The following is a 24,867-nucleotide window of genomic DNA, read 5'->3' on the forward strand; positions in this document are numbered from 1 at the left end:
CGCCGCGGGGCGGATGGGAGGACTCCGCGGTGGCCGTGTCGTGTGCGGGGAGGCGCCGGGTCGGGTCGTCCGGCGGGCGGGAACGGGCGGAGGACTCCGCAAGGCGGGATGTCGCACCGCGCTGGCAGAGTGTCGCCCATGCCCGTGACGCACCCGTTGACCTTCCCCCGCCCGCTCGTGCTGCCCGGAGCGCACGAGGACGGCGCCTACTCCCGCCTCTCCCACGTCGCCGCGGACCTCTCCCCGTCCGGGGACTGCTACGTCCTCTCCGCTCTGCGGCAGTACTCCGCGTGCAAGACGCGGGGTATCAGGGTGTGGACGCTCTCCCGTTACCGTCCCGACGGCACCCTCGCGGCCTGCCTGGTCACCAGCCAGGAGACCGAGGACCACCGCAGGAGGACCTCGTCGGGGACCAACGTGCACGGGAACGACCTGTGCGTCCTGCCGGACGGCACCATCGCCCTGTCCTCCGACTGCAACAGCACGTCCCTGTTGGACGCAGAGCTGACCACGCTCCTCAGGGCCTGGAAGGACCGGCGCACAGGCATTGGCGAAAAGCGGGCAGGCACCGACGAAGACTCGGAGTGTTCCTTCGCCGCCGCGATCCGCACCACCCCCTCGGGACGTCTGCTGTGCGTGGTGTCGGAAGCGGGGGTACACAGGTGGTCGGGCGCTCACCCCAACCTCATCGGCCTGGCGGACGGGCCCCTGACACCCGGCCACCGGCCTACGGTCGAGGTCTTCGCCTGCCTGCACACACCCGAGGAGACCCGCCGGCTCCCCTCCGAAGGCGGCGACACGAGCCTGCCCGTCCCCCACACCGACTACCGCGGCGCCCCGGCCGGAGGCGGTAACCGCCCCTCACCCGGCATCGTGGCGGCGGCACGCGCACGGTGGCCGGAACTGGGCAGGCAGCTCCAGGCGAGAACGTTCCGTGCGCACCTGAACGCCTACGCCGTGGTGGCCGACGACCTCTTCGTCGTCCCGGTCTTCGACGACTGGCGGCCGACCAAGAACAGCAAGTACGCCTACGCCCTCGTCGACGACACCGGGGCGCTGGTCGGGCGGCTCGACGGACCGGGCACCGACAAGCGCTCCCCCGAACCCGGCGACCACCACGCCGTCGCCGCCGACCCCGCCCGCGGGCGGATCTTCCACGTCAACCAGTCCGGCCTGTACGTGTGGTCCGCCAACGGCACGCTCCTGACCGTGCTGCCCACCACCGACAAGGCCTACCGTCCGCTCAGGCACCTCAAGCTCATGGGCTGCGGACCGGAGGGCGACCTGGTGCTCATCCGTCCCGAGCACAACCTCCTCACGCGGGTCGAGGTGCCCGACGACCTGGACCGGCTCGGGGACGCGGTCGCGGCGGCCCTGGCCGACCACACCCGCCAGCGCGCCCGCCTCAAGAAACAGCTGTCGCCGACCGACTGGCTGTGGACCCGCGAGGAGGCCCCGGCCTTCCTGTGAACCGTTCCGCCCGCGTGCCTCACCGGGTTCCCGGGCGGCCGCAACCGTACTTGGTGGCTCGGACGGGGCAGCGGCGGAGGCCGCCGCGAACGCGACACGGGCGGCGTACCAGGTCCGCCGGTACGCCGGGGGCGGCGCCTCAGGAGGCGTCGGCGCTCCCGTGCAGCAGACAGAACTCGTTGCCCTCGGGGTCGGCCAGCACCGTCCACCGGGCGTCCTCGGGCTGGCCCACGTCCACCTTCACCGCGCCCAGTCCCAACAGCCTCTCCAGTTCCTGGGCCACCGTCAGTCCGTCCGTGACGCACAGGTCCAGGTGCAGGCGGTTCTTGACGCTCTTGCGCTCGGGCACGGAGAACACGTCGACCCCCAGGTCCGCCCCCTCGTGCGGAGCGAGGCTGAACCCGTCCTCGGCCTCCTCCACGATCGGCCAGTCCAGCACACGGCTCCAGAACGCGGCCACGGCCTCGGCGTCGAGCGCGTCGATGGCGATCGCGCGGATACGGCTTCCCATGCCCGCACTCTACGGGCCTGCGCCGACAACCCGCCAGGACGCGGCTGTCACGCGCGGCCGTCCTCCAGGCGCGCGTCGCGCACCGCGTTGGCGACGAGCACCCGGTTCGGCGCGTCCAGCTTGGCCATCACCCGGCCGACCACCGCCTTGACGTTGCTGACGCTCATGAACAGGCCCTCGGCGATCTCGGTGTTGGACAGGCCCCGGCTCACGGCCAGGGCCACCTCGCGCTCGCGGTCGGAGAGCGCGGCCACGCGTTCGCGGGCCCGGTCGCGCACCTCGTCGTCCCCGCCGCCGACGGCCAGGCCGATGAGGCGGCGGGTGGCCGAGTCGGCCAGGTGCGGACGCCGCCGGTGGACCGCGAGGACGCCCTCGACGAGTTCGTCCGGGGGCGCGTCCTTGAGCAGGAAGCCGCTCGCGCCCGCGCGCAGGGCGCGCACCAGCGCCCGGTCGGAGTCCAGCGTGGTGAGCACGAGCACGGGCGGCGCGCCGGGAACGCTGCGGATGCGCTCGGTCGCGGCCACCCCGTCGGTCCCGGGCATGCGCAGGTCCATGAGGACCACGTCGGGGGTGTGCTCGGCGACGACCCGCACCGCCTCGTCGCCGTCACCGGCCTCCGCGACCACCTCGACCGCGCCGCCTCCCAGGAGCAGGCGCAGGCCGCGCCGGACCATCGGATCGTCGTCGACGACCACCACTCGCACGGGTTCGCTCACGGCGACCATGGTAGGCGCACCCTCAGTTCGAAGTGGTCCCCCGTCCGGCCCCACAGCAGGGAGCCGCCGCAGATGGCGGCGCGTTCGGCCAGCCCCACGAGTCCGACGCCGGACCCCGCGTCCGGCTCCCCCTCCCCCGGGCCCGCGGCGGCCGGGCGCCGGCGCACGGGGTTGCGGACCTCGATGAGGACCGCGTCGGCCCCGTCCGCGACGACGCGCACGCGCACCGGCCCGGGCGCGCCGTGCTTGCGGGCGTTGGTCAGGGCCTCCTGGACGATGCGGTAGGCGTGGCGGCCGGTGTTGGCGGGGGCCGGGAGGCGTCCGCTCACCTCGTCGTGCACCTCCAGGCGCATCCCGGCCCTGCGATTCTCCTCCAGGAGCCGCCCGAGCCCGTCGAAGGTGGGCTGGGGCCGGTCCTCGTCCTGGCCCGAACGCAGATCGGACAGGATGCCGCGGACCTCCGCGAGCGACTGGCGGGTGTTGGTGAGGATCTCCTCGGCCAGGGCGTCGCGGTCATCGGCGGCCAGGTCGGGGCGGTGGGTGAGCGCGGAGGCGTTCAGCGAGATGAGTGTGAGCCGGTGCGCGAGGACGTCGTGCATCTCCCGGGCGATGCGGTCGCGCTCCTCCATCCTGGCGTTCTCCACGCGGAAGCGCTGCTCCCGTTCGGCGTCCAGGGCCCGTTCCCGCAGCACGCGGACCAGGTCGGCGCGGGCGCCCCGGTAGGCCGAGGCCGCGGCCAGGGCGGCGACGGCGGCGGCCACGAGCAGCAGTTCGACCCACAGGGGCCGGATCGGCTCCACGGGGGTCCAGGGGTTGTGCAGGCCCGCGGCCAGGGCGGCGGCCAGGACCCCGCACAGGGGCGCGGCCGTCCGCCACCGCCTGCCCGACGCCCCGCGGGCGGCCACGAGCGCGGCCGGGCCGACGGAGGCGGTGGAGACCGCCGGTGCCGCGGCGACCAGCCACCGGGCCCAGCCGCGGGACGTCCACCAGCGGCTTCCCGCGACGAGCACGGCCCCCAGCGCGGCGTCTGCCGCCAGCAGGGGCCAGGGGACGGTGATCATGTTGCCGAGGTGGGAGTCGACGGCCGCGAGGACGACGAACACCACGGTCGACCAGGGGAGGAGGCTGCCGAGAATCCGCACGGCCCCACCGTATAACCGCTGTTCACCGGGGCCTCCCGGGACGGCGCCCCCAGCGCGGAAGGGGTACCGGGGCCGGTGCGCGACGGTACCTTCGGCCACCCCGTCCAGACCTTCGGCCACCCCGCCGCGTCCCCGGGTCCACGCTCCCCCGGTCCCTGGCCACTCTGCCCGGCCCCCGCGCCACCGGGCCCGGCACCGGGGACACTGCCCCCGCCGCAAGCCCCTGCCTAGCGTGGTCGTCGCTGCTCGGGAACACCTCCCGGGCACGTCCCCGACGACAAGGAGTCGCATGTCAGCGGTGCTCTTGGTCGCGTCGATGATCGCGTTCGCGGGCGCGGTCACCATCGCGGCGGCCCGTTTCCTCTCACCCGGCGAGACGAGGAAGGGGGCGTACACCCTCCCCGGGGTCCTCCTCCTCGTCTACGCCGTCCTGTTCGGCCTGTGGATCGTGGTCCCGTGAGCCTGATCGACGTCCGCGGCGTCCGCGTGGCCCACGGCCGCCACCGGGTCCTGCACGGGGTGGACCTGCGGGTCGAACCCGGGCGGGTCTACGGGCTGCTCGGCCCCAACGGCTCGGGCAAGACCACCCTGCTCAAGTCGGTCCTGGGCGCCAACGACCACACCGGGACCATCGAGCGCGCGCCGGGCCTGCGCGTGGGCCGCCTGATCGAGTACCCCGCGTTCTACGGCTCTTTGACCCTGCGGGAGAACCTGGAACTGCACGCCCGCTACCTGCGCACCCCCCTGGACGAGGTCCCCGGCCTGCTGGCGGAGGTCGGCCTGGGCGAGCGGGCGGACCTGCGCTTCTCGCGCACCTCCCTGGGCATGAGGCAGCGGCTCGGCATCGCCCGGGCGCTCTTGGGCGAGCCCGGGCTGGTGCTGCTGGACGAGCCCACCAACGGCCTCGACCCCATCGGCATCCGCGACATCAGGGAGCTGGTCCGCGCCGTCCAGCGCGAACGGGGCACCAGCATGATCGTCTCCAGCCACAACCTGACCGAGATCGCCTCCCTGGCCGACCACCTGCTGTTCATGAGAGCGGGCCGGATCGTGCGGCGCATGGACGCCGACGAGGTCGAGGGCGACCTGGAGGACCTGTACGCGACGGTCCTGGGGGAGGGCGCATGAGGACGCTGCTGGCCAACGAACTCCGCAAGATCCGCCGGGAGCGCTTCGTCTGGGCCATCCTCGTGCTCAACGTCGTCCCGCTGGCGATGGTGGTCGTCAACTACGCGGTGAACGGCGGGGAGCCCACCCTGGAGCGGTTCTACTTCACCTTCCACAACCAGTACACGATGGTCCTGCCCCTGGTGGTGTGCGCGACCGTCGCGGCCTGCTTCCACACCGAGTTCCGCAACGGCACCTACTTCGAGTGGCTCACCTGCGGCCGGTCCAGGCCCGCGCTGTGGGCCGCGAAGCTGGCCGTCGCGTGCGCGCTGGTGGCGGTGATGGCGGCGGTGAACCACGTGGGGCTGGTGGTGTTCCTGCTGTTGGAGAACCCCGGCGCGGGGATCGGGCGGATGAGCGCCGCCTACTGGCTGCTGGTCGGCGTGTGCACCGCCTCGGTGGCACTGCTGTGCGCCCTGTTGACGCTGGTGACCCGCAACGTCGTCATCGTGAACGTGTTCGGGATCGGCCTGACCGTGGCCACGCTGGTGTTCATGGCCGCCGACTTCTCGTACGTGGTCCCGACCTGCTTCGCCTACCGGCTCAGCGTGGGCGTGGTGGTGCCCGACGCGGCCTACCCCGACCTCGGGCAGGCGCTCGCGGTCGGCTGGACGGTGACGGCGCTGTCCCTGCTGCTGCCGCTGGCGGCCAACCTGCTGGTCGTCACCCGGCGCCGCTACCTGCACTGACCCGACCCGCCCCCGGAGGCGGTCGCGGGCCCCGGCCGGGCGTCCTCACCCGGCCGGGGCCCGTCCCGGTCAGCGCGTCGCGGCGGCGTGCGCGAGGACGTCGTAGCCGTCGGTGGTGCGCTCCAGGTCCGCGCCCAGCGAGCGCACCCACGCGTCGAGCCGGTCCTGGACCGCCGGGCCGTCGCGGTCGTCGTCCACGGTCAGCTCGACCTCCAGGAACACGCCCACTCCGCGCAGCTCGTCCACGCACACGGTGATCTCGCCCGCCCGGCCGACCCGGCGGGTCTTGACGATGCGCAGGGCCGGGACGTAGCCGAACTGGAGGAGGACCCGGTGCATCTGCTCCCGGTCGGCGACCGCGGTCTCGTGCTCCACGTACTCCAGGGGGTTGGCGGCCGGGGTCTTGGCGGTGAGGACGTGTTCGCCGTCCTGGGTGCGCAGCCGGGCGAAGGCGCGCCCCGCCTTGGGCATGCCGAACTCCCACCCGGGCGGGGCGTAGGCCTGGTCGTCCTGCTCGGCGGGCGCGGAGAGGGCGACACCGGCGGCTTCGAGGGCGGCCAGGAGCGCGGCGGGGTCGGCGACGCGGTACTTGGCCTCGATCTCACGCATGCGTGTGCTCCTGGGCAGAGTGGTACGGGAGTCGTCCAGGAGCTTACCGAGGGTGGGGACCGCCCCCGCGCGACCGCTTCCCCGTCCCTCCTCCGCGATCGACCGGGAGGCCGGGGGCCGCCGCGAAGGCCCAGGTCGCCGGGGTGCGCGAAAACCCTGGCCGCGTCCGGCATGCGCGACCCCGCACCGGGCAGAGGGTAAAGACAGTCCCCCTGAACGGTGTGCTCCACCCCATGTACGGGCCGGTGGCGCCGTCCGCGGACCGGGGGACCACGCCGTGCGACGCGCGGCGCGGCGCGCCACGCCCCCTGAAGGAGTGCACCGGGTGGACGAGACAGTCGGCAGGGCCGGGTCGGGAGGAATGATCGAGGACTACCTCGCCCTGCGCCGCCACAGGTGGTGGCAGCGCGAGGCGCGAAGGCCCCAGGACGCCGTGATGGGCCGGGACTGGACGATCGCTCCGGCGGACGAGGAGACCGAGGTCCCCGTGTCGTCGCTGGTGGTGGAGATGTCCGACCAGGAGGCGTGGTACTGGGGGTTTCGCGCTCCGGACAGCCTGCCCACGAACATGCGCTGGAGGGTGACCGTGCCCTACTCCCTGCCCGAGGGGCACCGGGGGCGGACCGCGGTGCAGGTACTGCTCACCATGGGCAACAGGGCCGAACTGGTGACACCGCTGCACCCGGCGACCGCGCCGCTGGACGTCCCGGTGGAGCGGATCGTGACCGACACCGACGTGCCCGCCGAGGAGCTGCCCGGGATGTGGCTGAGCGTGGCGCTGCTGGGCGGAGCGGACGCGCGGGGGTTTCGCGCACTGTCCTGAACCCGCGCCGCCGGGTCCGTTGGCCCGGCGGCGCGGCGGGTCAGCCCTCCAGGTCCGTGCGGCCGTCGGCGTCCACCCGGGTCTTCTCGGCGGTCCAGGCGCGGGCCTGCTCGCTGATCGTGCAGCCCAGACCCGGCCGGGCCGGAACGAGCATGCGCCCGCCCGCGGTCTCCAGCCGCTCCTCGAACAGGGGCTGGAGCCAGTCGAAGTGCTCCACCCAGGGGTCGAGTTCGTAGGCCGCGGCCAGGTGCAGGTGGATCTCCATGGCGAAGTGCGGCGCCATCCGCACCCCGGCCCTGCGCCCCTGGGCCATGACGTCCAGGAACGGGGTGATGCCCCCGACCCGCGGCGCGTCCGGCTGCATGAAGCCCACGGCACCGGCCTGGATCAGCGCCTCGTGCTCGGCGGGGCTGGTGAGCATCTCGCCGGTGGCGATGGGCGTGGCCAGCTCGCGCGCCAGGTCCGCGTGGCCCCGGACGTCGTAGGCGTCCAGCGGCTCCTCGATCCAGACCAGGTCGAACCGGTCCAGGAGGCGGCCCATGCGCGCGGCCGAGCCCCGGTTCCACTGCTGGTTGGCGTCGACCATGAGCGGGAAGTCGCCCAGTTCCTCGCGCACGGCCTCCACACGGGCCAGGTCCACCCGGTGGTCGGGGTGACCGACCTTGATCTTGATGCCGCCGATGCCCGCGGCGCGGGCGGCCCGGGTGTTGTCCAGCACCTCCTCCAGAGGCGCGGACAGGAACCCGCCGGAGGTGTTGTAGCAGTCGACCGCGTCGCGGTGCGCGCCCAGGAGCTTGGCCAGCGGCAGCCCGGCCCGTTTGGCCTTGAGGTCCCACAGGGCGATGTCCATCGCGGCGATGGCCTGGGTGGCCAGTCCGCTGCGCCCCACGGAGGCCCCGGCCCACACCAGGCGGGTCCACAGGCGCTGGATGTCGCTGGGGTCCTCTCCGATCAGCTCGGGGGCCACCTCGCGGGCGTGGGCGTACTGGCCCGGGCCTCCGGCGCGTTTGGAGTAGGTGAAGCCGACGCCTTCGAGCCCCTGTTCGGTGGTGATCTCGGCGAAGAGCATCGACACCGAGGTGAGCGGCTTCTGGCGCCCGGTGAGCACCTTGGCGTCGCTGATGGGGGTGGACAGGGGCAGGTCCACGCGGGACAGCGTCACCGAGGCGATGGCGTCGGTGGCGGTGCCCCCCGCGGCGCCGGTGCGGGCGTCGCCCCGCGGCTCGGCGGGTGTGTTCATGGGGTCTCCGGAGAAGAGGTGGGACGGGGGGTCAGCGCACCATCGCGGGACGCTTGGGGTCGAAGGCCCAGTCGGGGACGAGGTGTCGCATGGCGGCGGCGTCGTCGCGGGCACCCAGGCCGTGCTCCAGGTACAGCTCGTGCGCGGCGGCCAGGGCGTCGCGGTCCAGCTCCACGCCCAGGCCGGGGGCGGTGGGCACGGTGACGGCGCCGTCCTCGATCCGGAAGGGCCTGCGGGTCAGGGCCTGACCGTCCTGCCAGATCCAGTGGGTGTCCAGGGCGGTGATGTCGCCGGGGGCGGCTGCTCCCACGTGGGTGAACATCGCCAGGGAGATGTCGAAGTGGTTGTTGGAGTGCGAGCCCCAGGTCAGGCCGAAGTCCTCGCACAGCTGGGCCACGCGCACCGAGCCGCGCATGGTCCAGAAGTGCGGGTCGGCCAGCGGGATGTCCACCGCGTTGACGCGCACGCTGTGCGCCATCTGGCGCCAGTCGGTGGCGATCATGTTGGTGGCGGTGCGCAGGCCGGTGGCCCGCCGGAACTCCGCCATGACCTCGCGCGCGGAGTAGCCGCCCTCGGCTCCGCAGGGGTCCTCGGCGTAGGCCAGGACGCCGTTCAGGTCGGAGCAGAGCGCGGTCGCCTCGGCCAGCGACCAGGCGCCGTTGGGGTCGATGGTGACGCGGGCGTCGGGGAAGCGCGCGGCCAGGGCGCGGACCGCGGCGGCCTCCTCCTCGCCCGCCAGCACCCCGCCCTTGAGTTTGAAGTCGCGGAAGCCGTAGCGGCTCCGGGCCGCCTCGGCCAGGGCGACGACGGCCTCGGGGGTGAGCGCGGGCTCGGTGCGCAGGCGCTCCCAGTCGTCGGCGGGGTCCTTGGCCTCGGGGTAGGGCAGCGGTGTGCGGTGGCGGTCGCCGACGTAGAACAGGTAGCCCAGCATGGGCACCCGCTCGCGTCGCCGTCCCTCGCCGAGCAGGTCGCAGACCGGCACTCCCAGGTGCTGGCCCAGCAGGTCGAGCAGGGCCGACTCCAGGGCGGTGACCGCGTGCACGGTGGTGCGCAGGTCGAAGGTCTGCTCGCCCCGCCCGCCCCGGTCGCGGTCGGCGAAGGCGTCCTGGACGCGGCGCAGCAGGGGGTTGAGCTCGGCGACGGGGCGTCCGACGAGCAGTTCGGCGGCGTCGGCGATGGTGGCGCGGATGGGCTCGCCGCCGGGGACCTCGCCCAGGCCGGTGCGTCCCTCGCTGTCGGTGAGGATGGCGATGTTGCGAGTGAAGAAGGGGCCGTGGGCGCCGCTGAGGTTGAGCAGCATGCTGTCGCGTCCGGCCACCGGCACCACGTCGACGGAGGCGATGGTGGGCGTGCTCATGCGTGGTCTCCTCCGGGCACGACGGTGCCCTCGACTCGTCGGTTCAGCCGCCAGGGGTTGTCCCGGCGCAGCGCGGGCGGCAGCAGGGCGTCGGGCACGTCCTGGTAGCTGACCGGCCGCAGGAACCGGTGCAGGGCCAGGCTGCCCACCGAGGTGCCCCGGGCGTCGGAGGTGGCGGGGAAGGGACCGCCGTGCACCATCGCGTGGGTCACCTCCACCCCCGTGGGCCAACCCCCGAACAGGACGCGGCCCGCGCGGCGCTCCAGCACCGGCAGCAGGGCGCGCGCCGCCGTCAGGTCGTCGGCGTCGCCGGTGTCGGCGTGCAGGGTGGCGGTGAGCTGGCCCTCCATCCCCTCCAGTGCGGCGGGCAGCGCGGCGGCGTCGGGGTAGCGCACCACCGTGCCCGCGGCGCCGAAGACCTCCTCGCTCAGGCGCGGGTCGGCCGTGAGGTCGGCCAGGGACACCTCAGCCAGGGCGGGGGCCGGCGCGTTGGGGCCCTGCCCCTCACCGCCCCTGGCCAGCGGCGTGACCTCCGAACGCCCCTCCAGCGCCGCCACCCCGTCGCGGAAGGCCGCGGCGATGGGCGCGGTGAGCATCGTCTGGCCGGTGGCGTCGGCGACCAGGCGCGCGGCGGCCTCCACGAACCGGTCCCCGTCCGGGGTGGAGGGGACGAACACCAGCCCGGGGTTGGTGCAGAACTGCCCCGATCCCAGGGTGAGGGAGGCGACGTAGGCCGCGGCCAGGTCCTGGGCTCCCTGCCCGACGAGCGCGCCGGGCAGCACGAACACGGGGTTGACCGAGGACATCTCGGCGAAGACCGGGATCGGCTCGGGGCGCTCGGCCGCCACGCGCATCAGGGCCAGCCCGCCGCCCCGCGATCCGGTGAAGGCCACGGCCTTCACGCGCGGGTCGGCGACCAGCTCCTGTCCGATGCCGTTGCCCTCCCCGAACAGCAGGGAGAACACGCCGCCGGGCAGGCCGCTCCGGCGCACCGCGTCGGCCACGGCGCGCCCCACGAGTGCGGCGGTGCCGGGGTGGGCGTTGTGGCCCTTGACGATCACCGGGCACCCGGCGGCCAGGGCCGCCGCCGTGTCGCCTCCGGCGGTGGAGAAGGCCAGGGGGAAGTTGCTCGCGCCGAAGACCACGACGGGGCCGACGGGGATGTGCGCCAGGCGCAGGTCGGGGCGGGGCTGGGGGGTGCGGTCGGGCAGCGCCGGGTCGATGCGGGCGCCCAGGGCGTCACCCTGGGCCACCACGTCGGCGAACATGCGCAGCTGGCCGGTGGTGCGGGCCCGCTCCCCCGTCAGGCGCTGGCGCGGCAGGCCGCTCTCGCGCGCCGCCCGGTCCACGAGCGCGTCGCCCAGGGCGTCGATGTTGTCGGCGACGCGGCGCAGGAAGGCGGCGCGTTCGGCGGGCGACTGGGCGCGGAAGGCGTCCAGGGCCTGCTCCGCGGCGCGGGTGGCCTCCTGGATCTGGGCGGAGTCCACCAGGCCCACGGGCTCGCCGAACTCCTCCCCCGTGGCGGGGTCGGTCGCGCGCAGGGTCCCGGCCCCGCCCTCGACGGGAGCGCAGGCCACCAGCGGCCCGAGGACGTCCGTGGCCGCGCCCGTGTCCGTGTCCGTGTGCTCGGGGTCCGGAGTGTGCTCGGCCATTCAGGCAACCTTTCCGACCAGCGCGGCCAGCTCGTCGCGCTCGGTCTGGTCGAGTGCGGTCAGGGGCGGCCGGACGGGTCCGCCGTGGCGCCCCACGGCGTCGAGTCCGGCCTTGACGATGGAGACCGCGTAGCCGCGCATGCGGTCGCGGATGTCCAGGTAGGGGATGACGAAGTCGTTGAGCTTGCGGTACACCGACTCCCTGTCGCGGGCCTGCACGTCGGCGTAGAAGCCCAGGGCGAACTCGGGCGCGAAGTTGTACATCGCGGAGGAGTAGGTGCTCACCCCCAGCTCCAGCAGGGGCAGGGCGAAGGTCTCGGCGGTGGGCAGGCCGCCGATGTAGACCAGCCGGTCTCCGACCCGGGCGTAGATGCGGGTCATCGCCTCGATGTCGCCGACGCCGTCCTTGAAGCCGATGAGGTTGGGATTGCGCTCGGCCAGTTCGGCCACGGAGCGGTCGTCGAGCACGGCGTTGGCGCGGCTGTAGACGACCACACCCAGGTCGGTGGCCCGGCAGACCGCGCTGACGTGCTCGACCAGGCCGGGCTGCCCGGCCTCGGTGAGGTAGGGCGGCATGAGCAGGATGCCGTCCGCGCCCGCCTCCTGGGCGGCGCGGGCCTGCAGGGCGGCGGCCGCGGTGCCGCCGGTGGCCGGGGCGAGTACCGGGACCCGCCCCCCGACCTCGTCGACCGCCGTGCGCACCACGCGGTCGATCTCGGCCGGGGTGAGGGAGAAGCCCTCGCCGGTGCCCCCGGCGGCGAACAGCCCGGCCACGTCGTGGCCGGCCTGCCAGGCCAGGTGTTCCCGGTAGCGCCCCTCGTCGAAGGCGAGGTCGCCGTCGAAGTGGGTCACGGGGAAGGACAGGAGCCCGGACCTGAGCCGTCCGGCCAGGTCGTCTGGGTGCATCGCGTTCACGTGTCGTCCTCGGTTCTGCGGCTCGGGCCCCGGGGGTGGTGGGCCCGCACGGTGTTGCCGCTACCGTACGGAGCGTCGTTCGATGCTGTCCAAGATTCGTTGGGCATCAACTGATACCCACCGGGTATCAGGAGCCTCCGCCGTCGGCGGCGGGCCAGGCCTGGAGCACCCGCGGCACGACGGGGTTGGGCGAATCGTGGGTCCAGATGAGGTGGAGTTCGACGGGGTTCTCGGGTAGCCCCTCCAGTTCTCGGTAGGCCACCCCCGCCACGCCCAGACCGGTCGCCGAGGCGGGAACGAAGGCGATCCCGCGCCCGGCGGAGACGAGCCAGACCATGGTCATGACCTGGCTGACCGTGTGCACCACGTTCTGGTGGGCGATGGGCAGCAGCCCGACCACGAGGTCGTAGAAGTAGCGGGCCTTGATCGGCGAGTGCATGATCAGCGGCACGTCCACCAGGTCCTCGGCGGACAGCGGGCCCGCTCGGCGCGCCAGCGGGTGGGCCTCGGGCACCGCGACCAGCAGCCGCTCCCGGAGCTGGACCCGCGTCCCGAACAGGTCGGTGTCCAGGGGCGGCCGGGCCAGGCCCATGTCGATCTCGCCCGACAGCAGGGCCGCGGCCTGTTCCTTGGTGACCATCTCGAACAGCTCGACGGTGATCTCCGGCAGCTGCCTCTCCACGGAGTTGATCATGTCCCCGAGCAGGCCGTAGGAGGAGGCTGCGGTGAAGCCGATCCGCAGCGTGCCCCGCGACCCCTGGGAGATGCGCCGCGCCAGGTCCGGCGCGCTCTCGGCCAGGGACAGCAGGCGCCGGGCCTCGATCAGGAAGGCCTGCCCGGCCGCGGTCAGGACCACGTGGCGCCGGTCGCGCTCCAGCAGGCGCACGCCGACGGCGCGTTCGAGCTTCTGGATCTGGCGGCTGAGCGGGGGCTGGGTCATGGAAAGCCGCTCCGCGGCCCGCCCGAAGTGGAGTTCCTCGGCGACGGCGACGAAACCGCGCAACTGGTCGAAAGAGAACATGATGCACGGAAGGTATCAGCTTATGCCGTATTCGACTTGGACATGCATGATCGCGTGTTCCTATGCTGCCACTCACCGAAGTACGTGACCGCGTTCACACAGAACCCTCCGACGTGTGCGGACGGCGGCCACAAGAAAGGCGAGGAACCATGACCCATATGCCGCACAGGAGCCGCGCCCGCCGGGGCGCGGCCTCGGTCCTCGCAGCGGGGCTCACCGTGTCGTTGGCGGCCTGCGGCGGGAACCTGTCCGGCGGGGGCTCCGACGAGGGCGAGTTCCCCCGGGGGCCGATCACCGTGATGGTCGGCCAGGACCCGGGCGGCAGCACCGACCTCATCGCCCGCGCACTGGCCGACGGAGCGCAGGAGGGGCTCGGCGTCGCGCTCCCGGTGGTCAACACCCCCGGCGCCAACGGCGCCCTGGCCGCCAACGAACTCGCCTCCCAGGAGCCCGACGGCCAGAACCTGCTCGTCATCAACGCCTCCCTGACCGCGATCACCCCCCTGGCGGTCTCGGAGGAGGAGGCGGTCGACATCGCCGACTACGAGGTCGTCACCGGTGTCTCGCGCGACGACTACGTGCTCGTCACCGCGGCCTCCTCCGACTACGACACCCTCCAGGACCTCGTGGACTCCGGCGACGAGGTCGACTACGGCACCACCGGGGTGGGCACCGGCAGCCAGCTGTCCCAGGCGCTGCTGTTCGAGCAGGCCGGGATCTCGGGCACCCCCGTCCCCTTCGACGGCGGCTCCCCCACCCTGACCGCCGTCCTGGGCGAGCAGGTGGACGTGGCCTCGGTCCAGCTCGGCGAGGCGATCGCGCAGATCGAGGCCGGTGAGATCACCCCCCTGGCCACCTTCGCCGAGGAGCGCAACCAGTACCTGCCCGACGTCCCCAGCGCGGTCGAGGCCGGGTACGACGTGCGGGTCTCGCAGTACCGGGCCGTGGTCGCCCCCCAGGGCACGCCTGAGGAGGTCGTGGAGCGGCTGCGCACCGCGTTCACCGAGGTCTTCGCCAGCGACGCCTACCTGGAGTTCAACGAGAACAACCTGCTCACCCCGCACGAACTGGAGCCCGCCGAGCTGACCGAGGAGTGGTCCTCGTTCGCGCAGGAGTACGCCTCCATGGTGGAGGAGTACGGCATCGACATGGGCGAGGGCCAGTGAGCGCGCCCCGCACACGGCGCGCGCAGGGGTCCGCGTCCGCCGCAGGGGAGCCCATCGCCAGAGAACCCACCGCGCGGGAGACCGCCGGGCGGGAGAGCGCTGCGCGAGAGGACGGCGTGCGGGAGAGCGGGGCTCGGGAGATCGGAGCGGCGCGGGACACCGTGGAGCAGGCCGCCGGAGAGCGTGACGCCGCGGAGCGGGACGCGGCGCCCGCGGGCCCGGAATCCGGCGCGGAGCGGGCCGGTCCGGAGGAAGCCGTCGCGGGACGGTCCGGTCCTGAGCGGAACGTTCCTGAGGGAGCGACGCCTGAGGGAGTCGTTCCGGAGCAGAACGTTCCGGAGGGGGCCGGGTCGCAGGAGACCGCGCCCGACCCGGAGGACGACGAGGAACCGCCGAGGCCCCTGGGCCCCCGGGCCAACACCGCGGTGGCCCTGACCGTCATCGCCCTGGGCGCGGCCGGAATCGCCGGATCCTGGGCACTCGGCCCGGGCACCCCCGCCGACCCCGGCTCGGGCACCTGGCCCCTGCTCGTCAGCGTGGCGGTCGCCGCGCTGGGCGTGGCCCTGCTGGGACTGGCCCACCGCACCGCCGACACCGAGGTCTTCTCCGCCTCCTCCTGGAAGGTCCTGGCCGGGGTCGCCACCATGGTCGGCTTCGTCGCCGTGGTCGGCGTGATCGGCTTCGAGATCCCCTCAGCGCTCCTGGCCTTCGTGTGGCTGCGCTTCCTCGGGGGCGAGTCGTGGCGGCTGTCCGCCATCGCCTCGGTCCTGATCGTGGTCGCCTTCTACGTCGTCTTCGTCGGCCTGCTGGCCGTGCCGATCCCCCACCTCTTCTAGGACACAACGATGGATTCCCTGACACCCATGATCAACGGGTTCGGTGTCGTCCTCGAACCGGCCAACCTGCTCTACTGCCTGATCGGCGTCGTGGTCGGCATGCTGGTCGGGGTCCTGCCCGGGCTCGGACCCGCGGCCACGATCGCGATCCTGCTCCCCCTGACCTTCGGCCTCGAACCGGTGACCGCGATCATCATGCTCGCGGGCATCTTCTACGGCGCCCAGTACGGGGGGACGATCACCTCGGTCCTGCTGCGCCTGCCCGGCGAGGCGTCCTCGGTGGTGACGGTCTTCGACGGCCACATGCTGGCCCGCCAGGGCCGGGCCGGAACGGCGCTGGGCATCGCGGCCGTGGGCTCGTTCGTGGGCGGGACCGTGTCGATCGTGGCCCTGTCCCTGGTCGCGCCCCTGGTGGCGAGCTTCGCCCTGGACTTCGGGCCGCCCGAGTACACCGCGCTGGCGCTGCTGGGCATCCTGCTGGTGTCCACCGTCGGCAACGGCAGCCGGATCAAGGCGATCATCGCCGCCTGCGTGGGCCTGCTGCTGGCCACGGTCGGGCTGGACACCTTCACCGGCGCCGAACGCTTCACCTTCGACTCCATGGCGCTGTCCGACGGGATCGACTTCGTGCCGATCGCGATGGGCCTGTTCGGCATCGGGGAGATCCTGCACAGCCTGGAGGAGCGCCACCGGGCACCGAAGAAGCCCCTCAAGGTCACCAACACCTGGCCCTCGCGCAAGGACCTGCGCCAGTCGTCGGGCGCGATCGGGCGGGGCTCGATCATCGGCTTCGCGCTGGGCATCCTGCCCGGTGGAGGCGCCACCCTGTCCTCCCTGGCGGCCTACGCGATGGAGAAGCGGCGCTCGCGCAACCCCGAGCGCTTCGGCAGGGGCGCGGTGGAGGGCGTGGCCGCGCCCGAGACGGCCAACAACGCCGCCGCCACCTCCTCGTTCATCCCGCTGCTGACCCTGGGCATCCCGGCGAACGCGACGATGGCGATCATCTTCGGCGCGCTGCTCATCCAGGGCGTGCCGCCGGGGCCGGAGCTGGTGTCCCAGGAGCCGGAGCTGTTCTGGGGCGTCATCAACTCGATGTACATCGGCAACATCCTGCTGCTGATCATGAGCATTCCGCTGGTGGGGCTGTTCGTGCGGATCCTGCGGGTGCGCCCGACGATCCTGGCGCCCATCACGGTGTTGATCACCCTGGTGGGCGTGTACACGGTGCGCAACAACGTGTTCGACATCGTGCTGGTGGTGGTCTTCGGACTGCTGGGTTACCTGATGAAGAAGTTCGGCTTCGACCCGGGGCCGCTGGTGCTGGCCTTCGTCCTGGGTTCGCTGCTGGAGAGTTCGCTGCGCCGGTCGCTGCTGCTCTTCGACGGGGACCCCACGGGGTTCCTGACCCGGCCGATCTCGGGAACGCTGTTGCTGCTGCTGGCGGTGGTGATCGTGCTGCCGCTGGCGCGTGCTCTGTGGCGGTGGTACCGGGGCCGGGTCGGTGGCAGTGGCAGTGGTGGTGCCAGTGGCCTTGGCAGTGGCAGTGGTGACGGCGGCGGTAGTGGCGTTGGTGAGGGTAGGAGCGAGGAACCTGTAGGAAGGTCGGACGCCTGACCGATTTCCGTTTCCTCCAGGCAGTGTTCCGGCCCCGGGCGATCGCCCGGGGCCGTTTGCGTGTTTTCCACAGGTGGGGGCTGGGGGTGGTCGTGGGTGGTGTGGTGATGGTTTGCTGGAAATAGGGGGGATCCCACCCGTGGATGTTTCGGCATGCCCTGAAACTCTCGGCGCTCAATAAGGAGAATGGGTTGAGGGGCAGGGAGGGGCCGTTCACGGGGCCCCTCCCTACGCCATTCCTGCTGGGGGTTTCTGGCGGCAACGAAAGCGCGCCAGCTGCCGCGAAGTGGTACAGGCGGCGGGGAGCGGCGTGCGTTGGGTGGGGGCATGGGTGGCCGACGAAAAGCGGCACCAAAGGCAGGAGCGACTACCGGAGGGCGACCAACGCCCGGGGCGTAGGGGTGGTCGAACTCTGCTGCGTCGGCACCAACGGCAAGCGGGCCCTCCGGCCTCGGGTAACACCCCTGGCCCCTGGGGTTGAGGCAGGCGAAGGCATCCAAGGCCAAGGCGTCATTTTGGGTGCGCCTTTTCGGGAACATTTTTACCCGACCCAATTGCAACCCTGAAGCAAAAGCATCCTCCAGAAAGGCGTACATTCGCGCTGCGAATAGTAGAGAAAAGACGGGCGCTCGCCTATAATAAGGAGTATGGAGATGATGATCGCAGCGCCCAAGGCGGCCCCCGGGGAATGTTCCCTGGCCGTGGCCGCGCTGGCCGGTGCGCGCGAGATCATCGACCAAGCGCTGAACGCCGAAGTCCCGCCCGGAGCGGATGAGGCCGCCGCTGAGGAGATCGCGGCGCTGTGGGCGCAACTGGACCAGATCCGCTACCGGGCTCTGTCGCAGATGGCGCGCCTGTATGCGCGGGGTGCGGTAGCCCGCTACAGCGGCTACTCCACGTTGGATAAGTGGTTGGTGCACCACGGCCAACTGCCCACCTCCCAGGCCAAGGATCTGGCGCGGCTGGCCCAGCACGTGCACGAGGAGACCCTGCCCGCCACGGTGGAAGCGGTGGAGGACGGCGCTCTGGCCTTGGGTGAAGCGGTGGTGATCGCCAAGGTCACCGACAAGGCCGTCCAGACCCGCGACGCCCAGCATTTCCCTGAGGAACAGGAGTATCGGGGCGGCTTTGAGTCGGCTCTGGTGGCTGCGAAGGCAGAGCGGCCTGGGTTGTCGGTCAACCAGCTTCAGTCAGTGGCCCGCCAGGTCGCGCATCGTTTGGACCCTCACCGCTTGGACCGCGACCACGAGGCGGCTCACGCCGCCCGTGGCCTGGTCGTGCATGAGACGTTCCAGGGCAGCTACCAGTTGCAGGCCTGGGGCGGGTCCGGGGATGCGTTGGTCGTGCGCGCGGCGATCGAGACCTTCGATGCTCCGCTCTCGGACGAGGACACGCGCAGTCGTGCGCAGCGTGAGCATGACGCGCTGATCGCGGCGTTGCGTTTTGCCACCACCCACACCGGGTGCGATAACGCTCCCGCTCCGCTGGCGCAGATCCGCATCGTCGTACCGGTGCAGACCTACCTGGACGCTCAGGGTCAGGAGCAGCCTGCTCTGGACGAGCACGGCCGGGTCATTCCGGCCGGGGTGGTGCACGAACTCGCCGCTGATGCGGAGGTGGTGCGGATGCTCACCGCCCCACCCACCGGACAGGTCCTGGATGTGAGCCACAGCCGACGGTTGGCCTCAGCCCGGCAACGGGCGGCTGCCTTCCACGGGCACACCACCTGCGCTCACCCGCAAGGGTGCGAGGTACCGGTGGCGTTCTGCCAGGCCGACCACGTCACCTCCTTCTCCCGGGGAGGGCACACGGTGGTGGCGAACCTGCAACCCCTGTGCGGGCCGCATAACCGGGCCAAGTACCAACGCGAACTCCGCACACACCAACGGCGAGGACAGGATCATCCGCCCGACAGGGTCCCGGTTCCACCGCCCCGGGAGTGACCCCGGCCGGGCCGGCCCCCGGTATGCCCGCGCCCCACAGGCGGTCCGGGCCCCGCAGCCAGCCGTCGTCGCTGCCACCGTCGCTCGCCTCCGCCACGGGGGCCGGTAGCGCTGCCCAAGGCCGGAGGGCCCGCTCGCCTTTGGTGCCAACGCAGCAGAGTTCAACCACCCCCGAACGTCAACCGTTGGACGCCCTCCCGCACCACTACGCGGCAGCAGGTGCCGCTGCCCCGGCCACCATCCGCAACCAGGGCGTTGAACGGAGCCCCCGGACACCCGCTGCCTTTGGTGCCAACGCAGCAAAGCCCCACCACGTGCAAGCAGCAAGCGTTGGTCGCAGCCTGCACCACTTCGCGGCAGCTGGCGCCGCAGGAGCGAGCAGCCACGCACGAACGGCAAGCGTTCACCGCCTGCCTCGCATACCCCGCCTCTCCGAACAGGTGCGGCGGGGAACCCCGGAGGACTCCCCGCCGCACCTTCACGGGCCCCGGTTCTCCTCTCCCGGCCGGGACCCGCTCCACCCCGTCACCTCGCACCTCATTCCGCCCGGGCCAGACCGACCCGACCCGTCACCCCGACCCGTCACAGCGAGGCGCGCACCCTCTCCACGATCCTGGGCACGGACACGCCGTAGCGGTCGTAGAGGGTGGGCAGCGCCCCCGCGTCCAAGAACTCGTCCGGCAGCCCGATGTGCTCCATCCGCCGGGCCACCCCGCGCTGGACCAGCGCGGAGGCCACCGACTCGAACAGCCCGCCCACGACCGAGTGGTTCTCCAGCACGAACACCCTGCGGTCCCGGCCCACCTGTTCCAGGACCGTCTCCACGTCCAGCGGCTTGATGGTGGGCACGTGCAGGACGGCCACACCGATCCGGTCGGCCTCCAGTTGCGCGGCGGCGCGCAGCGCGCGCTCGGTCATCATTCCCGAGGAGACGAACAGGACGTCGTCGCCGCCGCGCAGGAGCGCGGCCTCGCCCAGCCGGAACTCGTAGTCGTACTCGTCCAGCACCGTGGGCACCGCGCCGCGCAGGATGCGGGTGTAGGTGGGCCCCTCGTGCGCGATCAGCTGCGGGACCGCCTGCTCGATGTCCACCGAGTCGCACGGGTCCACGATCACCATGCCGGGGATGCCCCGCAGCAGGGCGATGTCCTCGGTGGCCTGGTGGCTGGGCCCGTAACCGGTGGTGAGGCCGGGCAGCGCCGCGACGACGTTGACGTTCAGACGCGGTTCGGCGATGTCCAGGCACAGGAAGTCGTAGGCGCGGCGGGTGGCGAAGACCGAGTAGGTGGAGGCGAAGGGCACGAACCCCTCCATCGCCAGTCCGGCGGCGGCGCCCATCATCACCTGTTCGGCCATGCCCATCTGGTGGAAGCGGTCGGGCATGGCGTCGCGGAAGACGTGCATGTCGGTGTACTTGGCCAGGTCCGCCGACAACCCCACGACGCGCTCGTCCTCACGCGCGGCGCGCACCAGGGCGTGCCCCAGGGGCGCCTGGACGGTGCGGGCGCCCTCCTCCGCGATCGAGGCGATCATGGCGTCCGACGTCAGCTTCCTGCCGCCGCCGCTACCGCTACCGCTGCTACCGCTGCCGGTGCCGACCGTGTTGGCGCTGGTGGTGCTCATGCCGTGTACCCCTCGTATCCCTGGCGCAGCTGCTCGCGCGCGGTCTGCCACTCGTCCTCGGCCACCCGCATGAAGTGCAGCTTCTCCCTGCTCTCCAGCATCGGCACCCCCGCGCCGATCCTGGTGTCGCACACCAGCGCCGTGGGCGAGCCGCGGTGCTCGCGCAGCTCGTCCAGGGCCGCGGCGACGGCGGCCACGTCGTTGCCGTCCACCCGCAGGGTGTGCCATCCGCTGACGCGCAGCTTCTCGTCGGCGGGTTCGGTGCCCATGACCTCCTGGGCGGGGCCGTCGGCCACCTGGCGGTTCATGTCCACGATGGCGGTGACGTTGTCCAGGCGGTGGTGGGCCGCGGCCTGCACCGCCTCCCACGTGGAGCCCTCGCTGAGCTCGCCGTCGGAGAGCAGGTTGTACACGCGGGCGGGGTTGCCCTTGCGGCGCAGTCCCAGGCCGACGCCCACCGCGATCCCCAGCCCGTGGCCCAGGGAGCCGCCGGAGATCTCCATCCCCGGCGTGTAGGTGGCCATGCCCGACATCGGCAGGCGCGAGTCGTCGGTGGCGTAGGTGGTCAGCTCCTCCTCGGGGATGATCCCCGCCTCGGCCAGGGCGGCGTACAGGGCGATGGCGTAGTGGCCGATGCTGAGCAGGCAGCGGTCGCGCCCCTCCCACTCCGGCTCCTCGGGGCGCAGCCGCAGGTGGTCGGCGTACAGGGCGGCGAGCACGTCGGCGAAGCCGAGGGCCTGGCCGATGTAACCCTGTCCCTGGACCTGCGCCTGGGTGAGGGCGTTGAGCCGGATGCGGTAGGCGGCGGCGCGCAGCCGCTCCAGCCTGGCGGTGTCGACGCCGCCTCCGGGTCTGGTGGCGGTCTGGTTCATGGTGACCTTCCTCGGTGTGCGAAGGGTGTGGGTGCGGGGGGCGGCGCGTCCCGTACGGGACGCGGAGTTCAGACCAGCGCCCAGGTGAGGCCGACGAGGGCGAATCCGCTCGCCCCCAGGACCGTGACGAGCACGCTCCAGGTGCGCAGGGCGTCGCGCACCGACAGGCCCAGGTAGCGCGAGACGATCCAGAATCCCGAGTCGTTGACGTGGGACAGGCAGATGGCGCCGCAGCCGATGGCGAGGTTGACCAGGGCGATCTCCAGGCCGCTGTACCCGCCCGAGGCGATGGCCTCGGCCAGGAGCCCGGAGGTGGTCAGGGCCGAGACGGTGGCCGAGCCCTGGGCCGCCCGCAGCAGCGCGGCCAGGCAGAAGGCCAGGAGCAGCAGGGGCAGCCCCAGGCCGAGCATGCTCTCGGAGAGCACCTCGCCGATGCCGCTGGCGGTGAGCACCCCGGCGAACGCGCCGCCCGCGCCGGTCACGAACACGACCACCGCCGCCGGAGCGAGCGCGGCGTCCATGACCGAGCCGACCGAGCGCATCGACCAGCCGCGGCGCACGCCCAGCAGGTACAGGGCCAGCAGGCAGCCGGTGAGCAGCGCGAAGGGCGGGGCGCCGACCATGGTCAGGAAGCGCAGGGCCGCGGAGCCCTCCTCCAGGAAGAGTCCGGCGACGGTCTGGAGCCCGATCATGAGGATGGGCACGGCGATGACCGTGATCACCGCGGCGGCGCTGGGCGGGCGCTGCGGCTCCACCCGGGGGCGGGTGGAGACCTTGGCCGCACCGGAGGCACCCGCGCCGTCCGTCCCGCCGGTACCGCCCGTGTCACCCGGAATCCCGGTGCCGCCGCCCGTACCGCCGGAGGGGTTCGTACCACCGCCCGTACCGCCGGGTCCGGGTTCGCCGGTGTTCTGCTCGTACAGTGCGGCGGTGGAGGGCAGCATGGCGTACGCGCGCCGGTTGAGCAGCTTCGCCGTGTAGTGGGCGACCACGCCCACCGGGAGGATGAGCGCGGCGCCCAGGAGGGTGACCAGGCCCATGTCGGCGCCGGTCAGGACGGAGCTGCCGACGATGCCGGGGTGGGGCGGCAGCACCACGTGGATGAAGAGCATCAGCCCGGCGATGGGCAGGCCGATGCGCATGGGCGAGGGCAGGCGGGCCGCCCGCGAGAAGGCGTAGATGATCGGGACCAGGACGATGAAGGCGACGTCGAAGAAGATCGGGACCGCGATCACCGACGAGGCGATCAGCAGCGCCACGCCCACCCTGGCCGGGCCGAGCAGCGCGCTGAAGCGCTCGGAGAGCGCGTCCGCGCCGCCGGAGTGCTCGACGATGGCGCCGAGCATCGCGCCCAGCCCCACCAGGAGGGCCACGTTGCCCAGAGTGCCGCCCAGCCCTTCCACGATGGTGGGCACCACGTCCTCGAAGGGCATGCCCGTGGCCAGGGCGGTGCCGACGCTGACCAGCAGGAGGGCGACGAAGGCGGGGACGTTGAAGCGGATGATGAGGACGAGTAGCGCGCCGATCGCCCCCAGGGCGATCAGTGCGAGTACGAGGGCGTCCATGGGCTCGGGTTCTCTCTGTCGTGGCGGCGCGGGTCCCGCGCACCGCTCCGGAAGGCGTTTTCCGGGCATGCTGAGGGGACCGTCGGCGCCGCGCGGGGACGGGGGGCGGTGGGGGCCGGGCAGGGGCCCGGCGGGGTCAGTCCCGGTAGACCCGGATGACCTGGGAGTCGTCGTGGTCGGTCAGACCGGCCTCGGCGGCCCTGGTGTAGGCGTCGCGGGCGGCCAGGAGCAGCGGGGCGGAGAACCCGGCCTCCTCGGCGGTGTCGGCGACGAGCCCGGAGTCCTTGACGAAGATCCCGATGGTGCTGGTGATCTCGTCGGGGCCGTCCGGCAGCATGCGCGGGCCGCGGTCGCCGAGCATCCAGGAGCCCCCGGCGCCGCCGGAGACGGCCTCCAGCACGTCGGCGGGGTCGAGCCCGAGGCGTTCGGCCAGGGCCAGCGACTCGGCAGCGGCGGCGATGTGCACCGAGCACAGGAGCTGGTTGACGACCTTGTAGGACTGTCCGCGGCCGGGCTGGTCACCGCAGTCGCGCACCGTGCCCATCGTCTCCAGCACGGGCCTGCACCGTTCGAGGACCTCGGGGTCGCCGGAGGCGAACAGGGTCAGGGCCGCGCGCCGGGCCCCGGCCACCCCTCCGGTGACCGGCACGTCCAGCAGCCGCACCCCGCGCTCGCGGGCGCGGTCGGCGACCGCGCGCACGGGGCCGGGACCGACGGTGCTCATGACCACGAGCACCGCGTCGGCGCGCATGGCCTCCAGGGCGCCGCCCGGGGCGGTGACGGCCGCGCGCAGCTGGTCGGGGGTGGCGACCATGACGATGACGACGTCGGCCTCACCGATTCCGGCGGTGTCGGGCCGGGTGCGCAGGCCCTGGTCGCGGGCCTGCTCGCGGCGGTGCGGCGAGGGGTCCACGCCGACCACGGTGTGCCCGGCCGCGGCGACCTGGAGGGCCATGGGCAGGCCGATGGCGCCGACGCCGACGAACATCACGGCCGTTTTCGGGCATGGCTGTGGAACTGGTGTGGTGTCCATGTGTCTTCCTTCTCCCCCGCGGGGGGTGTTTCGGGCCGGGCGGTGTCCGGCTAGCGCCCGTCGGCGGGCGCGGCGCCCTCGGTGATGCGGCGCCACAGGGTGAAGTGCTCCACCATCGCGGCCGCGGCGGCGCTGCGGTCGTGCGCCTCGACGGCGTCGACGATGGGCGTGTGGACGGTGTCCGTCCTGCGGGGCCCCTCGGGATCACCTTCGGCGGCGCGGGCCTCGATGTCCAGGGCCAGGGCCCGCTTGTGGGCGAGGACGTCCTTGAGCGCTAGGCTCATGCCGTCGACGAAGAACTCGATCACCGGGTTGTCGGCGATCTGGAACAGCTTCTTGTGGAAGGCGTAGTCGGCCTCGTGCCCGGCCTCGGCGTCGCCCGCGGCGGTGGCCCGGACCATGTCCTCGACGTGGCCGCGCAGCACGCGCACGTCCTCCTCGTCGGCGCGGTCGGCGGCCTCCTGGACCACGGCGACCTCCATCATCTCCCGGGCGCGTTCGACGCTGTCGTCGTCGATGTGGCCGAACTTGGACATGAGGCCGAACAGGAACTGGACGAAGGAGGCGTCGGGCTTGGTGAAGAACGTCCCCGCCCCCTGGGTTCGGCGCACCATGCCGAGCATCTCCAGGCTGCCGAGGTTCTCCCGGACGGTGGCCCGGCTCGTGCCCAGCCGTTCGGCCAGCTCCCGCTCCGTCATCAGGCGCGACTCGGTGCCGGCGGCCTTGGCCTCCGGCGCCAGCGCCTCGACCAGGGCGTCGAAGTTCGTGTCCACCGCACCTCCTGATTGGCCTGACCAATGTGAGGAAGCGTACAAGTCGCAGGTCGCGGGCGTCAATGGATTGGTAAGGCCAATATTTCCGCCGTGTGAAGGCCCGGTGTCGTGGGGCCCGAACCCGCTCCCG

At 72.6% G+C, this 24,867-nt stretch carries 23 protein-coding genes; 9 read left to right on the forward strand and 14 right to left on the reverse strand.

Annotated elements, in window-relative coordinates; all coding sequences use genetic code 11:
• Positions 1–138: 138 nt before the first annotated feature.
• Entirely contained in the window at positions 139–1,470 is a 1,332-nt protein-coding gene (locus tag ACSTA4_RS17215; RefSeq protein ID WP_444960163.1) for a hypothetical protein, read from the forward strand.
• Between the two features lie 139 nt (positions 1,471–1,609).
• Here the strand turns inward: ACSTA4_RS17215 and ACSTA4_RS17220 are convergent, their stop codons facing one another.
• From ACSTA4_RS17220 to ACSTA4_RS17230, 3 genes are read right to left on the reverse strand one after another with little or no spacing between them, the layout of a single operon-like run.
• On the reverse strand, positions 1,610–1,981 hold the full coding sequence (locus ACSTA4_RS17220; RefSeq protein ID WP_444960164.1) for a VOC family protein: 372 nt from the start codon (positions 1,979–1,981) through the stop codon (positions 1,610–1,612).
• A 47-nt stretch (positions 1,982–2,028) separates the two neighbouring features.
• The gene (locus ACSTA4_RS17225) at positions 2,029–2,706 is read right to left on the reverse strand and encodes a response regulator (protein WP_444960165.1); all 678 of its coding nucleotides are present in this window, start codon (positions 2,704–2,706) and stop codon (positions 2,029–2,031) included.
• Positions 2,694–3,839: a sensor histidine kinase gene (locus ACSTA4_RS17230; protein ID WP_444960166.1), complete on the reverse strand. Its 1,146-nt coding sequence runs from the start codon at positions 3,837–3,839 to the stop codon at positions 2,694–2,696. The genes ACSTA4_RS17225 and ACSTA4_RS17230 overlap by 13 nt, the downstream gene beginning before the upstream one ends.
• 289 nt (positions 3,840–4,128) lie before the next feature.
• Between ACSTA4_RS17230 and ACSTA4_RS17235 the strand changes: the two genes are divergently transcribed.
• The 3 genes from ACSTA4_RS17235 to ACSTA4_RS17245 are packed head-to-tail and all read left to right on the forward strand — an operon-like array spanning position 4,129 to position 5,695.
• Positions 4,129–4,299 carry a histidine kinase gene (locus tag ACSTA4_RS17235; protein ID WP_444960167.1) on the forward strand — a complete coding sequence of 57 codons (171 nt, stop codon included), beginning with the start codon at positions 4,129–4,131 and terminating at the stop codon, positions 4,297–4,299.
• On the forward strand, positions 4,296–4,967 hold the full coding sequence (locus tag ACSTA4_RS17240; RefSeq protein ID WP_444960168.1) for an ABC transporter ATP-binding protein: 672 nt from the start codon (positions 4,296–4,298) through the stop codon (positions 4,965–4,967). Before ACSTA4_RS17235 ends, ACSTA4_RS17240 begins: the two co-directional genes overlap by 4 nt.
• Positions 4,964–5,695, forward strand: coding sequence for an ABC transporter permease (locus ACSTA4_RS17245; protein WP_444960169.1), 732 nt, complete (start codon positions 4,964–4,966; stop codon positions 5,693–5,695). The genes ACSTA4_RS17240 and ACSTA4_RS17245 overlap by 4 nt, the downstream gene beginning before the upstream one ends.
• A gap of 69 nt (positions 5,696–5,764) precedes the next feature.
• On the opposite strand, the gene ACSTA4_RS17250 is transcribed toward ACSTA4_RS17245, so the two are convergent.
• The gene (locus ACSTA4_RS17250; RefSeq protein WP_444960170.1) at positions 5,765–6,304 is read right to left on the reverse strand and encodes a class IV adenylate cyclase; all 540 of its coding nucleotides are present in this window, start codon (positions 6,302–6,304) and stop codon (positions 5,765–5,767) included.
• Between the two features lie 325 nt (positions 6,305–6,629).
• Between ACSTA4_RS17250 and ACSTA4_RS17255 the strand changes: the two genes are divergently transcribed.
• On the forward strand, positions 6,630–7,127 hold the full coding sequence (locus ACSTA4_RS17255; RefSeq protein WP_444960171.1) for a hypothetical protein: 498 nt from the start codon (positions 6,630–6,632) through the stop codon (positions 7,125–7,127).
• Positions 7,128–7,167: 40 nt separating this feature from the next.
• Here the strand turns inward: ACSTA4_RS17255 and ACSTA4_RS17260 are convergent, their stop codons facing one another.
• The 5 genes from ACSTA4_RS17260 to ACSTA4_RS17280 all read right to left on the reverse strand — a co-directional run bounded on the left by ACSTA4_RS17260 (position 7,168) and on the right by ACSTA4_RS17280 (position 13,312).
• The gene (locus tag ACSTA4_RS17260) at positions 7,168–8,367 is read right to left on the reverse strand and encodes an L-talarate/galactarate dehydratase (RefSeq protein ID WP_444960172.1); all 1,200 of its coding nucleotides are present in this window, start codon (positions 8,365–8,367) and stop codon (positions 7,168–7,170) included.
• 31 nt (positions 8,368–8,398) lie between these two features.
• Positions 8,399–9,724, reverse strand: a complete 1,326-nt coding sequence (locus tag ACSTA4_RS17265) for an enolase C-terminal domain-like protein (RefSeq protein ID WP_444960173.1) — start codon at positions 9,722–9,724, stop codon at positions 8,399–8,401.
• Positions 9,721–11,376, reverse strand: a complete 1,656-nt coding sequence (locus ACSTA4_RS17270; RefSeq protein ID WP_444960174.1) for an aldehyde dehydrogenase (NADP(+)) — start codon at positions 11,374–11,376, stop codon at positions 9,721–9,723. The genes ACSTA4_RS17265 and ACSTA4_RS17270 overlap by 4 nt, the downstream gene beginning before the upstream one ends.
• Positions 11,377–12,282, reverse strand: a complete 906-nt coding sequence (gene kdgD, locus ACSTA4_RS17275; RefSeq protein ID WP_444964200.1) for a 5-dehydro-4-deoxyglucarate dehydratase — start codon at positions 12,280–12,282, stop codon at positions 11,377–11,379. It abuts the gene before it with no gap.
• Positions 12,283–12,418: 136 nt separating this feature from the next.
• Positions 12,419–13,312, reverse strand: a complete 894-nt coding sequence (locus tag ACSTA4_RS17280) for a LysR family transcriptional regulator (protein WP_444960175.1) — start codon at positions 13,310–13,312, stop codon at positions 12,419–12,421.
• A gap of 158 nt (positions 13,313–13,470) precedes the next feature.
• Between ACSTA4_RS17280 and ACSTA4_RS17285 the strand changes: the two genes are divergently transcribed.
• From ACSTA4_RS17285 to ACSTA4_RS17300, 4 genes are all read left to right on the forward strand, one after another.
• Positions 13,471–14,478 (forward strand): Bug family tripartite tricarboxylate transporter substrate binding protein, encoded by a 1,008-nt coding sequence (locus ACSTA4_RS17285; protein ID WP_444960176.1) that lies wholly within the window; start codon positions 13,471–13,473, stop codon positions 14,476–14,478.
• Between the two features lie 116 nt (positions 14,479–14,594).
• Complete coding sequence (locus ACSTA4_RS17290; RefSeq protein ID WP_444960177.1) at positions 14,595–15,314, forward strand: tripartite tricarboxylate transporter TctB family protein; 720 nt, start codon at positions 14,595–14,597, stop codon at positions 15,312–15,314.
• A 9-nt stretch (positions 15,315–15,323) separates the two neighbouring features.
• Positions 15,324–16,928, forward strand: coding sequence for a tripartite tricarboxylate transporter permease (locus ACSTA4_RS17295; protein WP_444960178.1), 1,605 nt, complete (start codon positions 15,324–15,326; stop codon positions 16,926–16,928).
• Positions 16,929–17,584: 656 nt separating this feature from the next.
• Positions 17,585–18,871, forward strand: a complete 1,287-nt coding sequence (locus tag ACSTA4_RS17300; protein WP_444964201.1) for a DUF222 domain-containing protein — start codon at positions 17,585–17,587, stop codon at positions 18,869–18,871.
• 582 nt (positions 18,872–19,453) lie between these two features.
• Here ACSTA4_RS17300 and ACSTA4_RS17305 read toward each other — a convergent pair.
• The 5 genes from ACSTA4_RS17305 to ACSTA4_RS17325 all read right to left on the reverse strand — a co-directional run bounded on the left by ACSTA4_RS17305 (position 19,454) and on the right by ACSTA4_RS17325 (position 24,737).
• Positions 19,454–20,494 (reverse strand): transketolase family protein, encoded by a 1,041-nt coding sequence (locus ACSTA4_RS17305; RefSeq protein ID WP_444960179.1) that lies wholly within the window; start codon positions 20,492–20,494, stop codon positions 19,454–19,456.
• Complete coding sequence (locus tag ACSTA4_RS17310; protein ID WP_019611505.1) at positions 20,491–21,366, reverse strand: transketolase; 876 nt, start codon at positions 21,364–21,366, stop codon at positions 20,491–20,493. The genes ACSTA4_RS17305 and ACSTA4_RS17310 overlap by 4 nt, the downstream gene beginning before the upstream one ends.
• A 68-nt stretch (positions 21,367–21,434) precedes the next feature.
• Positions 21,435–22,931 (reverse strand): GntT/GntP/DsdX family permease, encoded by a 1,497-nt coding sequence (locus ACSTA4_RS17315; RefSeq protein ID WP_444960180.1) that lies wholly within the window; start codon positions 22,929–22,931, stop codon positions 21,435–21,437.
• Positions 22,932–23,067: 136 nt separating this feature from the next.
• Positions 23,068–23,964 (reverse strand): NAD(P)-dependent oxidoreductase, encoded by an 897-nt coding sequence (locus ACSTA4_RS17320; protein WP_444960181.1) that lies wholly within the window; start codon positions 23,962–23,964, stop codon positions 23,068–23,070.
• Positions 23,965–24,014: 50 nt separating this feature from the next.
• Positions 24,015–24,737, reverse strand: a complete 723-nt coding sequence (locus tag ACSTA4_RS17325) for a FadR/GntR family transcriptional regulator (RefSeq protein WP_248770846.1) — start codon at positions 24,735–24,737, stop codon at positions 24,015–24,017.
• Positions 24,738–24,867 lie beyond the last annotated feature (130 nt).

Source organism: Nocardiopsis sp. M1B1 (assembly GCF_052466615.1).